General features: G+C 42.4%; 13 protein-coding genes and 3 pseudogenes. 6 read left to right on the forward strand and 10 right to left on the reverse strand.

Going from position 1 to position 13,100, the window contains the following annotated elements:
- Window positions 1–22 precede the first annotated feature (22 nt).
- The gene (locus tag AC6IZ0_RS09340; RefSeq protein WP_497725880.1) at window positions 23–2,137 is read left to right on the forward strand and encodes a protein kinase domain-containing protein; all 2,115 of its coding nucleotides are present in this window, start codon (window positions 23–25) and stop codon (window positions 2,135–2,137) included.
- A gap of 54 nt (window positions 2,138–2,191) precedes the next feature.
- Here AC6IZ0_RS09340 and AC6IZ0_RS09345 read toward each other — a convergent pair whose 3' ends face one another.
- From AC6IZ0_RS09345 to trxA, 4 genes and pseudogenes are all read right to left on the reverse strand, one after another.
- The gene (locus AC6IZ0_RS09345) at window positions 2,192–2,764 is read right to left on the reverse strand and encodes a CBS domain-containing protein (RefSeq protein WP_271761037.1); all 573 of its coding nucleotides are present in this window, start codon (window positions 2,762–2,764) and stop codon (window positions 2,192–2,194) included.
- 43 nt (window positions 2,765–2,807) lie between these two features.
- Window positions 2,808–2,861, reverse strand: a complete 54-nt coding sequence (locus tag AC6IZ0_RS09350; RefSeq protein ID WP_497726029.1) for a CP12 domain-containing protein — start codon at window positions 2,859–2,861, stop codon at window positions 2,808–2,810.
- A 9-nt stretch (window positions 2,862–2,870) separates the two neighbouring features.
- Window positions 2,871–3,263, reverse strand: a pseudogene (locus AC6IZ0_RS09355) (CBS domain-containing protein); the annotation flags it as partial.
- Between the two features lie 96 nt (window positions 3,264–3,359).
- The gene (trxA, locus tag AC6IZ0_RS09360) at window positions 3,360–3,683 is read right to left on the reverse strand and encodes a thioredoxin (RefSeq protein ID WP_271730752.1); all 324 of its coding nucleotides are present in this window, start codon (window positions 3,681–3,683) and stop codon (window positions 3,360–3,362) included.
- A 481-nt stretch (window positions 3,684–4,164) separates the two neighbouring features.
- Here trxA and AC6IZ0_RS09365 point away from each other — a divergent pair, with 481 nt between their 5' ends.
- From AC6IZ0_RS09365 to menH, 4 genes and pseudogenes are all read left to right on the forward strand, one after another.
- Window positions 4,165–4,506, forward strand: a complete 342-nt coding sequence (locus AC6IZ0_RS09365) for a recombinase family protein (protein WP_497725882.1) — start codon at window positions 4,165–4,167, stop codon at window positions 4,504–4,506.
- A gap of 208 nt (window positions 4,507–4,714) precedes the next feature.
- Entirely contained in the window at window positions 4,715–5,914 is a 1,200-nt protein-coding gene (locus AC6IZ0_RS09370; RefSeq protein ID WP_497725883.1) for a CBS domain-containing protein, read from the forward strand.
- A gap of 581 nt (window positions 5,915–6,495) precedes the next feature.
- Window positions 6,496–7,194: a YARHG domain-containing protein gene (locus AC6IZ0_RS09375; protein WP_497725884.1), complete on the forward strand. Its 699-nt coding sequence runs from the start codon at window positions 6,496–6,498 to the stop codon at window positions 7,192–7,194.
- Between the two features lie 86 nt (window positions 7,195–7,280).
- Window positions 7,281–8,083: pseudogene (gene menH, locus AC6IZ0_RS09380) on the forward strand (2-succinyl-6-hydroxy-2,4-cyclohexadiene-1-carboxylate synthase).
- A gap of 135 nt (window positions 8,084–8,218) precedes the next feature.
- On the opposite strand, the gene AC6IZ0_RS09385 reads toward menH, so the two are convergent.
- The 4 genes from AC6IZ0_RS09385 to AC6IZ0_RS09400 all read right to left on the reverse strand — a co-directional run bounded on the left by AC6IZ0_RS09385 (window position 8,219) and on the right by AC6IZ0_RS09400 (window position 10,803).
- Complete coding sequence (locus tag AC6IZ0_RS09385; RefSeq protein ID WP_497726030.1) at window positions 8,219–8,863, reverse strand: glycoside hydrolase family 24 protein; 645 nt, start codon at window positions 8,861–8,863, stop codon at window positions 8,219–8,221.
- Window positions 8,864–8,939: 76 nt separating this feature from the next.
- On the reverse strand, window positions 8,940–9,596 hold the full coding sequence (locus AC6IZ0_RS09390; RefSeq protein WP_497725885.1) for an NAD(P)H-binding protein: 657 nt from the start codon (window positions 9,594–9,596) through the stop codon (window positions 8,940–8,942).
- On the reverse strand, window positions 9,596–10,345 hold the full coding sequence (locus AC6IZ0_RS09395; RefSeq protein ID WP_497725886.1) for a hypothetical protein: 750 nt from the start codon (window positions 10,343–10,345) through the stop codon (window positions 9,596–9,598). Before AC6IZ0_RS09395 ends, AC6IZ0_RS09390 begins: the two co-directional genes overlap by 1 nt.
- Before the next feature lie 44 nt (window positions 10,346–10,389).
- On the reverse strand, window positions 10,390–10,803 hold the full coding sequence (locus AC6IZ0_RS09400; RefSeq protein WP_200989534.1) for a secondary thiamine-phosphate synthase enzyme YjbQ: 414 nt from the start codon (window positions 10,801–10,803) through the stop codon (window positions 10,390–10,392).
- 140 nt (window positions 10,804–10,943) lie between these two features.
- Between AC6IZ0_RS09400 and psb35 the strand changes: the two genes are divergently transcribed.
- Window positions 10,944–11,171 carry a photosystem II assembly protein Psb35 gene (gene psb35 / locus AC6IZ0_RS09405; RefSeq protein WP_497725887.1) on the forward strand — a complete coding sequence of 76 codons (228 nt, stop codon included), beginning with the start codon at window positions 10,944–10,946 and terminating at the stop codon, window positions 11,169–11,171.
- Window positions 11,172–11,231: 60 nt separating this feature from the next.
- Here the strand turns inward: psb35 and AC6IZ0_RS09410 are convergent, their stop codons facing one another.
- Both AC6IZ0_RS09410 and AC6IZ0_RS09415 read right to left on the reverse strand, forming a co-directional pair.
- Window positions 11,232–11,651, reverse strand: a complete 420-nt coding sequence (locus AC6IZ0_RS09410; RefSeq protein ID WP_497726031.1) for a tellurite resistance TerB family protein — start codon at window positions 11,649–11,651, stop codon at window positions 11,232–11,234.
- Window positions 11,652–11,710: 59 nt separating this feature from the next.
- Window positions 11,711–13,062 (reverse strand): annotated as a pseudogene (locus AC6IZ0_RS09415) (16S rRNA (cytosine(967)-C(5))-methyltransferase).
- Window positions 13,063–13,100 lie beyond the last annotated feature (38 nt).

Raw genomic sequence — 13,100 nt, forward strand, 5'->3', positions numbered from 1 at the left:
CTAACCTTGACTTACCACCCCAATGACTATTCAGTGTCCTACCTGCTTGACAGAAAACCCAGACAATGCTACAATCTGCATTGCTTGTGGTTTTGCCCTCACTCCCACCCAAACATCATCAACATACCACCTACCTAGTGGTACCATCCTAGGACAGGGAAAATATCAAATTGAAAAACTCTTAGGAGAAGGTGGTTTTGGGATTACCTATCAAGGGGTTTACCTGCAAAACTCCGCCAAAGTAGCCATTAAAGAACTCTGGCCAGAAAAAGCCGCCAGAACAGGTAATACAGTCTGCTCGCCCCATTCCATCACCCCAGCAGAACGCCAAAAACAACTAGACAGCTTTCAAACCGAAGCCAGTTATTTATCACGATGCTCTCATAGAAACATTGTCAAAATCTATGAATGGTTTCAGGAGAACAATACAGTTTACCTAGTGATGGAATTTGTCGCTGGTAAAACACTATATCAAATGTTCCAACAACAAGGTAAACTACCAGAAAATCAAATCACAGATTATTTTATTCAAATAGCCGAAGCCCTCAAAGTAGTACATCAAAACCAACTATTACATAGAGATATTAAACCAGATAATATCCTCATTGACCAGCAAAACAGAGCCGTCTTAATTGACTTTGGCGCTACTAAAGAATTTATCGCCGGACAAACCCGGGAAATGAGCGTCACCCTATCCCAGGGTTATGCTCCCCTAGAACAGTATAGCTACCGCAGTCAACGTTGGCCAGCCACAGATTTCTACGCCTTGTGTGCGTCCATGTATGAGTTATTAACTGCTCAATTACCCGCACCCGCTCCCGAAAGAGCTAGCGCAGATACACTCATCCCCCCCCGTCAACTTTCCCCCCATCTGAGTCCCTTAATCGAAAAAGTCATTTTAACCGGGATGCAATTTAGAGTTGAAGACCGGTTTCAAACAGCAGATGAATTAATCGACGCTTTAAATGGGAGGTTTGTTTCACCTAGCCAAAAACGCGCCCGGGAATTACTAGCAAAGGGGGAATTAACAGCAGCTGTACAAGCATATGAAAAATATCTGAAAACAGAACCCAACCATGGTGAATCAGCAGTTGAACTCGCATTAGTACAGATGTATCTCAACGACAATCAAGCCAAAATTGCCGCCGAAAAAGCCATACAATTACAACCACAAGATGGTAGAGGTTATGGGGTTTTAGGTCTGGTGAATTGTCGTCAGTCTAAATGGTCAGAAGCCATTAAATATTTACAACAAGCAGCCAAACTCAGCCCCCAGGAAGCGTGGATACAGGCTAATCTAGGTTGGTGCTTAGGTAAGTCTGGTGATTGGTCTCAAGCAGAAATAGCCGTGAATAGAGCGTTACAGTTAGCCCCTGACTCTACTTTTGCTTTAGGACTCCAAGCTTGGATTGCAGTTAATCAACAGCAATGGAAAACAGGAGTAAAGGCTGCTACCCAAGCAATTTTTAAATCTAATTTACAGTCTAACTTACAGTCTCACAGCACCCCATCTAGTGATAGTCAACTATTACAACAGTGGGTATATCCTTATTTGATTATCTCCCTAGACCACGCCACTGTTACCCAGCAAGCCAGGGATGTAGAACGACGGATACAAGAATTTATTACTCAAGTCCCTGATAGTGCTTTCGCCCTAGGGTTTCAAGGTTGGAAACAAGCCCTACAGGGGTTATGGTCTCCAGCCCTATCTAATTTTACACCAGCTAGCAGTAAATCACAAGTCCCCAGTTGGGTGTTAATTAATTACGCCATTACCCAGGAAAATCTGCATAATTGCGCCGATGCTATCCGAATTTACGAAACTCACCAGCACAAGTTCCCTGGTGATGCCTTTGTTTTATTCCGGTTAGGTACATTACATGGTAAACTAAATGAATGGAACAAAGCCCGCCTTTATCTACAACAAGCAATTCAAATTAAACCTGATTATCCCCAAGCTCATCATAACCTAGGCTGGGTCTTACTCAACATTCGCGCCCAAGATAATCAAGTAGAACACTTCCGGGAAATGTTGTCAGCTTATCGTCAAGCTGTTCAACTCTATACACAACAGCAGCAACATTCATTAGCTGCAGATATTCAACAGGCCTTTCAACTGATTGGGATGAATATTTGAGTGATTAAGTTTCCCCACGGGAAACTTAATCAAGTTCTTGTTTTGGCGATATCCTCAATCAACCGGTTCTTGTGTTTCCATCTGTTGCTTTTGCGATCGCAGGTGAGAAGCTGATGCGAGTAGTTCCTCCACAACATCCCAAGCTGCGGCACATTCTCGCGAAGAATCGCCCTTACTTGCACAAATGCGTCTAGCTTCTTCCCGTGCAACTTCTATTTCATCTTCAATAAAAATCGGTTTGGGATTATCAAATAAATCACTCTTTCTGAGAATATCAGTAATTGAGATAATTCCCAACAACTTACCCTTAATTACCGGAGCGCGACGAATCCGCGTATTAGCAAACAACCGAGCCACATATTCCACCCCTAGCTCAGGATTGACCACAATACAAGGCTTAGTCATAATCTGATAAACCCGGATCTGTTTCGGGTCTTGACCGTAAGCCGCAACTTTATAAATAATATCAGTTTCAGTCACCATCCCATAGGGGTCATTTTCCGTGCGCGGTTCCACAATCAAAGCACGTAACCCTTTATACTTCATCAAATCCACTGCATCAGCAACAGTAGCAGAACCACTAATTGTCACCACATCCGTGGTCATGATGTCTTCAGCTTTCATCATATGTTGACAACTCCCTGTTAATATTTAGGTTGAACAATCTTGATTAATCTTCGTAGATTCTCGCCTCAGGAGCATTGGGAAATTCTTCGCAGTACATAGCAAAATTGCTTTTGGGATTTTCCACAAAGTCACTTTTTCTGAGAATATCAGTAATAGAGATAATTCCCAACAACTTACCCTTAATTACCGGAGCGCGACGAACCCGCGTATTAGCAAACAACCGAGCCACATATTCCACCCCTAGCTCAGGATTAACCACAACACAGGGCTTAGTCATAATCTCATAAACTCGCACCTGTTTAGGATCATTACCGTAAGCACCCACTTTATAGACAATATCCGTTTCAGTCACCATCCCATAGGGGTCATTTTCCGTCCGCGGTTCCACCACCAAAGAGCGTAGTTTACGATCCTTCATCAGTTTTACTGCTTCTGCAACAGTTGCAGAACCACTAATTGTTACCACTTCCGTGGTCATGATTTCTTCTGCTTTCATCATCGCTAAATTTCCCCCATCAATGAGTATGAATTTATGCTTTACCTAGGACATCCCCATATTTACACTGATGTGCATGGATAAATCCCTCAAAAATGTTTAAAGTATCTTTTCTACAGCTGCGGTAAATTTTTCATAGCCCACTACCCCGACAATAGTTTCTGATGGCTGACCATCCTTAAAAAATATCACTGTCGGTAGACTACGGATACCCAGTTTTTCAGCCATACCGGGGTTATCCCCTACATCTAATTTCACTATCTTGGCTCTGTCTTGGTATTCCTGGGCCAGTTTATCCATAAAATGGCTCACCATCTTACACGGACCGCACCAAGTCGCAGTGCAATCTAACACCACCAATGGGTTATTGCTTAAACAGGTATCAAATTCTGTTTCTTGAATATATTCAACTGTAGTTGTCACGTGAACCTCTTTGTTATTGCTAATACTTGATTCTCCCCCCAAGTACCATCAACGCTCAGTATTTGTGCGGGCAATGGTAAAGGATATGATAGAATCATAATGAGCGAAGTTTTCCCTTGATGTCAAGGTTTCAAAATTACTACAGCCCTTGTGCCATATAAGTTTTAGTAATTTGATTTTTCGAGGATTACGCATACAATACCCTACCTTTTCCTTGGTATGAACATAATTTAAGGTGTAGATTCCTGTCCCCCTGGGAATTTGGGATTTATAGTCAAAAATCCCACCTAATTCACAAACAACTCTGTTTACCTCTAAATAACTTCAGGACAACCACCTAACTAACCCTGTTGTTGCAATCTTCCCATTTCCAACCGCTCACTGATTGGTAAAGAATTACCTCAAAAATCCCACTGATTGATTAGCATCTGTCATAACTTGAGATACTATGTCATCAGAGGTGATTTCATTTGTAAAACCAATGACTGCTGAACAATCAAAAGACTATTACCTATGGCACAAGCTAGAACAGGCGCGGAAAGCGAAAGCTACTCGCGGTGGCTATGCTGGCTATGGTTCTCCCGCTTTTGGTCAACAATCAGTACATGGCGAATTAGTAGACAATCCCGCCGAACAACAGATTATTGACTTAATTCGCCGCCATCACAAGTCAGGAAAATCCCTTCCACAAATTGCTACCTGGTTAAACCAGCAAGGATATACAACCAAGCGAGGAAGTCAGTGGCGACCTGTGTCAGTCAAAAGGGTTTTAGACAGGCTTTATGGTAAAACTCCCAGAATTTCCGGTATGGACGCAACCTAATGGCAAGATTCCCTCCATTAACCCCTTTTTCACTCACCTTATTTTAAGACATTATATTTACCTCTTCATAACTCAAAGCCTTAGCATCTAATGCCTTGAGCAACTTTAACCTTTACATCCCTCGGATTGTATCTCAATTGTCCCATGTGTAATATATGTCTGACGAATATCTTTACAAAAATTCATAAATTAACATCAACTCTAAAGTATGCTTGATGACCCATTGATTGGCGTTCCCAGTGTAGAAGATGCCATAGATCGGCAGCCACTAGTTGTCACACCGGATACATCTCTAACTGACGTGATTAATTTAATGAGTCGAACCCGAGGTAATACCTGCTCATTGCCTGAATATGATTCAGCAATTGGTTATTATTCAATGCTTGGGGTTCGTTCCAGTAGTGTTTTAGTCATGGATGGGGCGCAGTTATTAGGTATTTTTACAGAGCGAGATATTGTCAGACTCACCGCAGCAGGTGAGGACTTTGCTAAGGTAAAAATATCCCAAGTCATGGTACATCCGGTAATTACCCTTTCTCATACTGCATTCCAGGATATATTTGCCGCCCTATTTTTATTTCGGCGGTATCGGATTCGTCACTTAGTCATCGTAGATGAAAACCAACAACTAGTAGGAATCGTTTCCCCAGAAAGTCTCAGACAGGTCTTACGTCCCACCAACTTGCTGAAAATGCGGCGGGTATCAGAAGTCATGACCACTAGAGTGATTCATGCACCACCTGCAACCTCGGTACTTACCCTAGCACAGATGATGGCACAACATCAAGTTAGTTGCATTGTCATCACCAAAACCGATTCCTGGAATGATATTCTCTACACCTTTCAACCAGTGGGTATTGTCACAGAAAGGGATATTGTGCAATTTCAAGCATTAGGATTAAATTTGGCGAAAATTTCCGCACAAACAGTCATGAGTACACCCTTATTCTTACTCAGTCCCGAAGATTCCCTGTGGTCTGCCCATCAACAAATGCAACGCCGGCGAGTACAGCGATTAGTAGTATCCTGGGATTGGGGCGCAAAGTTAGGTATAGTTACTCAAACCAGCTTGTTACGCATATTTGACCCCCTAGAGATGCATGGAGTCATAGAAACACTGCAACAAACAGTATCCCAACTAGAAGCAGAAAAAGCCCAATATCTCACCCACCAAACCCAAACTAATTATACACAAGTACCTGTACCCCCATCTGACCACAGCAACAGCAAACAAAACATCATTCCTTACGACAACTTAGATACCTTGATTTCTAATGTGCAAAGCCGTATAGAATACTTACTCAACCACCCTAATTTATCTCCAGAATTACAGCAACAGTATTTAAGCTCCACCACCACGGAAATTCAAACAATTCGCCATTGGTTGCGTGCTGGAATTTCTGAGTAGAATCCTTTATTGTTATTAACCTCAACCCTGAATTACAAGGGATTTACTTGACTTCTCCCCTGGATGGAATCACAGGGGATTTTAAACTGATGTTGCTACGCAGGCCCAAGCCATGCTACGCAACGTTTACGATATGATTTATTTAACCTTTTAGAGGATGTTTTAAAAGTCCCTCATGATGTATCAAAAATTTTAGATCCCCCTAAATCCCCCTTGAAAAGGGGGACTTTGATTCTAGTTCCCCCCTTATTAAGGGGGGTTAGGGGGGATCTGCAAGTGTATAAAGTCACCATCTAAAACTTTTCAAACACCCTCTTAAACTTACCCCAGGCACTACCCCACTGGAAAGATGGGCACGGTAGTATGAAACCATCGACCCTTACCGACTAAATGAGGAGGTTGTAAATCCCAACTTAAAAAATTATCAAGTTGAAAAGATGACTTTCCAGAAAACAGGTAAACAAGTTGATCAAACCACGATTATTTATAGTTGAACTAGAATAATGAGTATCATAAGAATAAATATCTTTAAAAAGATATCTCTGTTGAAGTGCATAGTTGGATTAACTATCTTTAGTCCGATGCCAATACTAGCAACTGTCCCACATCTCTCCGTTGCTACTAATCCATCTCTTAGCATCAAAAATACTCTAATAGCCCAAACTCCACAGGTGTTTTGTGATGTAATCAACATTAAAACAGGACAACTTGCTTTGCGTTTTACACCTGGTGGTGAAGCCCGTGCTGGTTTGAATAATGGGAATGTTGTTAAGTTGTTGAAAGACCATCATAGTCCTTGGGTTTATGTTCAGGTTATGCAAGTTCCCAACCCTGGGGTTAATGGTTTAACAGGTTGGGTAAATTCCAATTATTTATCTTGTTATATTGTCTATTTATCAATTATACCAACCTCGATGACAGCCTTAGCCAGACAACCAAAAGCTGTCGAGCCACGAGTTGATGAAAATGGCATAATTACTTATGATTACCCCGGCTATTTCCATGACTATAGCTGGCTTTCTCAAAAGAAAATCAAAAAAGAAGCAGATTTAGAAGGTTACAGTGCATTGTCTCTGGATTTATTGCGTAATGCGATTTTTGCTGTTCATGGTCGCCGATTTGTGAATCCCACTTTACAAAATTACTTCAATAGTCAACCTTGGTATAAGCCACGTTACCAGCCTAATCAATTTCCATCCCGTTTGCTTACACCTATACAACAACATAATGTAGACATGATTCTGCGATATCAAAAACGCACCGGACTAAGATATTTTTAACTGAACGTTTACATCATTGATTTGGCATATTTGAGATTTGCATCTTACTCAAGGTAACAACGCTCCCAGTATGTTTTGATAGGTTTATGACTCTGCCAAAATACAATATTCACTATCATTTAATTAATCACCCCCACACACCAGTTATGCTATTTTTGCATGGCTTTATTGGCAATCTTCATGAATTTGATCCAGTGATTACATTACTGGGTGAGGAATTTTCCTATTTAACACTTGACTTACCTGGACATGGCAAAACTCAAGTATGGGGAGGGGATGAATACTATACAATGGAAAATGTCGCCCAGGGGGTGATTAACTTACTAGACCAGTTAAACATTCAACAGTGCTACTTAGTCGGTTACTCCATGGGTGGAAGATTAGCCTTATATCTAACGCTACATTTTCCCCACCGTTTTACTAAAGTCATCTTAGAATCTGCATCCCCTGGGTTAGCAACAGCAACAGAACAATTAACCAGAGTTAAAACCGATGGTCAAATCGCCAGAAAGTTAGTTAGAACTACTACCAAACAAGACTTTACTAACTTCTTACTCCATTGGTATAGTCAACCCATCTTTGGAAGACTCAAAGACCATCCACAATTTACCACCATGGTAGAAAGTCGGTTGCAAAATCACCCAGTGGAACTAGCCAAGTCATTGCAATTTATGGGAACTGGAAAGCAACCCTCATTATGGCATAAACTCCCAGAAAACACCATACCTTTACTGTTATTAACCGGGGAATATGACCATAAATTTAGAGATATTCATACACAAATGGCGCAAAAATGTTGACCCAGGTAAGAGTTATTGCTGATGCTGGCCATAATACTCACTTAGAAAATACTAGAGAATTTGTCAAAAGTATCCGCAACTTTATATAGTCATCCTATTTGAGTTGAGAAATTATCAGTGAGGAAAGGGAACAGGGAACAGGGAACAGGGAACAGGGAACAGAAATTGTTCAGAAATCAAATAGGAGTCCTATATAATTAAACCTATAAAATCCTCAGACAAAATCACCGCTGGGGACTGATGGTGATAAATGCTCCTTGATTCACAGCTCTTAATTCTTCCTGTAACATTTTCTCATAAATTTGGGGCAAAGACCTACTAATTGAATTAGTTTCTATACCGTATCCCAAACTTGTCCAGGTGGGAGATAGTCGCCGCAAAACATCGTGAATTTTTCCTTGTCGTAACAGTTGAGCAATATCAGTTCTCCAAACTCTGGTATCCTTCAACCAACGGTAAACCACTATATCTTGATACTCCGGTGCAAGACTATAAGTAGACCAAAACATGGCTCCGGGAGGTTGGGGATGATAGCGAGGGGCGATTTCAAACCAAGTCTTATTAATAATTTGATACCTACCCGCCGCAGTAGAGCAGTTATTTTTATTCGGTCCGCTGACGATTCTAACGCATATTTCTGGATGGCGACTGAGGTCATTGACCTGCTGACCACCATATAACAGAGAATAGGGACGGTTACCACTAGCTTCACTAGCGGAGATGGTGCGCATCAAAGCACGGATGTAAGGATCACCCCCACTCATGACTAAAGGTGGCTGTGGTACCATAAATACCAGATCCCTTGGCGATCGCACCGAGCCATGTATATACCACTGTAACAAATATACAAACCCCAGCAGTGCCGCCATGGGGCCAATCAGATGCTCAACGCCCTTGAGTTTAAAACCTTTGAGTGTCACAATCCTAGAAACTTAGTGAAATTAACTAAACATTAGCAAATAACTCCCCCCAACTTTTTTGGGGAGCCTCTGATTTAGCCACCACCTCAACAATTTTATTCCGGGAAGCAGGCTCAAACAAAGCCTCAACCGCCACCCGCGCCACCTTCTGACGGGGAATACTACCATCAAACAACGTATCAGCACCTTGCATTACCACACCATCAGAATTATCTTCATTTTTCAAACCACCAGGGCGGACAATAGTATAAGTCAAACCACTTTTTTGAATATACTCCTCAGCCTGTTTTTTCCATACCAAAATCAGCCAGAACAAATTTAAAGGATGAAACAACTGAGAAACACACAAAGAAGACACTAAAACAAAATGCTCAATTCCCTGAGACTTAGCCGCAGCGACCAGATTTTTAGTACCCTCAAAATCCACTCTATAGGGGCCAGTGGGGTCAAAACTGGGTTTAGCACCCGTAGCGCACAGCAAAACCGTACTATCTCCTAAAGCAGCATTCAGGCTTTGTGGTTGTAACACATCACCCTCAACTAACTGTGCCTCACTGGGTAAAATAGCTCTAGCTTTCTCTATATCCCTCACCAAAACCCGCACAGGAATATTGCGCGCTATGAGTTCTTGGACAATGCGGCGACCTGTTTCGCCTGTTGCTCCGGCTACAAATGCTTTCATCAGTGTTTCTGGGGTTGAATATTTAACTTTAATGCTAACTGCTGGCGCATTTCTTGAAAGGGTTTATCCCATACAGGACAGGTATCCCAATCCCATGTAGCCACAGGGATGAGGTTTGCTTTAGCTAAAGAAGTTAGTAGCAGGTGCTCATCTTCCGGCTCCCGGGAAAAATCGAAGGGGTTACGGTATCCTGTATGAGAAAGATTATAAGATGTCAACTGACCATAGTTAATGTGTTTGATTAGTTTTTCACCCTTGCTCAATAACTCCTCTAAAAAAACCAAACTAAAAGGCTCAGAATTTGAGCGCGTTTGTGGTTCTCTTTGTACCCATCTTGCCCAATCAAACCCATAAATAAAATCGTGAACGTAGCGGAAGCGAATTTCTTTATTGATGCCGAATAGCTCAATGAGCAAGACCATTTTATCACCAAAGGATTCTAAAAAAGACATAAAACCCCCATCGGCTACTAAAGCCTGTCTGACCATACTACTAACCATAAAATCAAAATCCCAGAAGATATTTTCTGGGAAGTTTTGCAACTGAGCATAAACTATCAATTTTAAGGTATCCCCCAGGGCTAGAATAAATTCCTCATCTGTGGTCATGGTAGTAATTAAGTTTCCCAGTTCTACAAAACTAGTGATTAAGGTTTTGTCGGGGTTGAGAGTTAATGGATTAACACACTGTTGGGCTAAAATCTCATCTAGGCATTGAAAAGGGTGATTTCCCTTCAGGTCATGGTTCATAAAGACATCAGGGGAGATGGGGACAGAGTTACTAGATCCAGTTCCTAGCTGGAAATATGGACGACTAATTCTCTGGTATGACTACGCTGACGATGCTCCCAAATATAAATACCTTGCCAAGTTCCCAGGACTAAATGACCGCGATTGATGGGAATCTGTTCACAAGTATGGGTCAGTGCCGTGCGGATATGTGCTGGCATATCGTCCGCACCTTCAGCATCGTGAATATACTTACCCGACTCAGGCACGAGTTTAGCCATAAAGTTGGCTAAATCTACCAAAACATCCGGGTCGGCATTTTCTTGTATCACTAAACTAGCGGAAGTGTGACGCAAAAACAAGGTACAAAGTCCAGTTTCCACCCCTGATTCTGTAACTATAGCCGCAATTTTGGCGGTGATGTTCTGAAAGTTTTTCCCTGTGGTAGAAATTCTGAGTAGTTTTTGGTAGTGCGGCATCTTGATACTATATTGACTGTTGATTTTATTTTAAGCAAAGGTGAGTGTACCTTGAGGTGCCTTTGATGTTAAAATGCTTTCAATAATTAGTTTCCTCTCAGCGCCTTTGGTGACTGAGTTTACCTATATCAGGTATTTATATGAATTTATTCATGCAAACGGCTGCGGAAGCAGTAGCCGGGGGGTCTCATTTTCCCTTAGCCTTTACCTTAGTGTATGTGGTTGGTTTTATTGCTGCTGTCACTATTGGTTCTATAGCTTGGTATAACTCCAAACGTCCCCCCGGTTGGGAAAGCAAAGATCGCCCCGACTTTGTACCTAAAGTAGAACCAGAAGAAACTCCAGGTTCGGGTAAAACGAAGTCTTAAGTATTACTTCTGCATGGGGATGGCTAGACGCGAAGAATCGCGTCTGCTCAACTCAAAGCTTTAGTTCTGCACCTCCACCCAGCGACGATAAAGCTTTTGAATTTGTTTGAGCAACTCTCTATAGTCTGCTTCACTGCATTGATTCAGCTTCATTGACTCGTTTTTTGTCAGCAGCCATACTTCTTCTACACCTACTTCATCATCACTATAAATTAATTCACTAATAGCCGAAATCAGATTTTGGTAACCTTTTGGGCTAGGGCGATCGCCTAAATATTCTCGTAACCAGCTAGAATATTCTTGCGGTTGCACAGGAACTAACTTATACAGCCAAGGTTTAATTTCCGGATCACCTGCTAACCCTTTTACTTGAGCTATCTCGCGCAGATATTGCCGTTCTTCGGGTTCTATTTTACCATCAATCCAAGCCGCAGCAATTAGGATTTTCACTAACTTTTTGACATGGGAATCAGTAACCATTGCTGCTTCCTCCGCTAGGTTGGTAGCTTTCAAGAAAATAGTACAATCCCAAACTGTATTCATTGGTAATTGTTGGTTTTTCTTAATCGCACCATGAAAAAGCCATCCATGTTTTGTCGGTGAGGCCGAAACCTTCAGACCAACCTTGGGGTGTGGAATACCTAGCCTCATACGAGTCAACCCCGGGGGGCTGAATTTCCCAATCGGGATGGTCAGTTAAAAACCTAGAAATCACCCCTTCATTTTCCGCCGGATGCAGTGTACAAGTGGCATAAACTAGTACACCCCCAGGCTTGACAAATTGAGATGTCTGTGCTATGAGTTCTGTTTGCAACCTCGATAGTTCCTGGACAGATTCAGGTGTTTGTCGCCAACGTGCATCGGCGTGGCGGTGTAGGGTTCCCAACCCAGAACAGGGTGCATCTAGTAAGACGCGATCGCCCCGAGAATTAAACTGGGGTAAATGACGACTATCACCAGTACAAATACGGATAGATTTTAGATGTAACCGTTGGGCATTTTCCCTGAGTTTACGCAGACGGGAAGCAGTGCGATCGCACCCCCAAACTTCCCCATCATCCCCCATTAATTCAGCAATATGGGTTGTTTTCCCCCCCGGTGCTGCACAAGCATCAATCACCACCTCACCTGCTTGAGGGTTGAGGACATAACCCACAAGTTGAGCGCTAGCATCTTGCACAGACCACCAACCCTCACTAAAACCTGGCAGATTTTGGATAGCGCCAGTACTCCCAACTAATCGTAAAGCCTGCGGTAAATCCCGCACCCTGCGAGTTAAAATCCCAACTGAAGCCAAAGCCCCCTCAACTTCCTCAATAGCAGCCCGCAGGGGATTAACCCGTAAATCAATTGTCGGTGTTTGGTTCATCCAGTCACAAAGTTGTTCTGTTTGCGCCAAACCCAATTCATCTAACCAAACCTGAATAATCCAATCGGGAAAGCTGTATAAAATACCCAAACGTTCCACAGGATTTTCAGGTAACTTCAAAGGCTCCGGTAACCTCTCCCCTAGACGAATATACTGGCGCAACAGACCATTCACAAAACCCGTCAGACCAGAAAAACCATTTTCCTTAGCCAACTGTACAGTAGTATTCACAGCCGCCGAAGCCGGGATACGCTCTTGATAACGCAATTGGTATAAACCCAGATGTATGATAGTGCGCAGGTCTTGGGGTTGTTGATGAGATTTTTTAGTAGCCAGTTGGTCAATGAGGGTATCAAGAGTCCGTTGCCTCCTCACACTACCATAGACTAATTCCGTCAGCAAACCGCGATCGTGACTAGGCAAGCTCACCTTTTGCAGCACCCTATTTAAAGCTACATCAGCATAAGCCCCCTTATGAACATCTCGCAAGGCATTAAAAGCTATTTGGCGGGCATTTATCATGAACTAATTTTAACTGTATAATTTGTCTACCCCGCCGA

The sequence above is a fragment of the Anabaenopsis sp. NIES-4685 genome, from assembly GCF_059725405.1.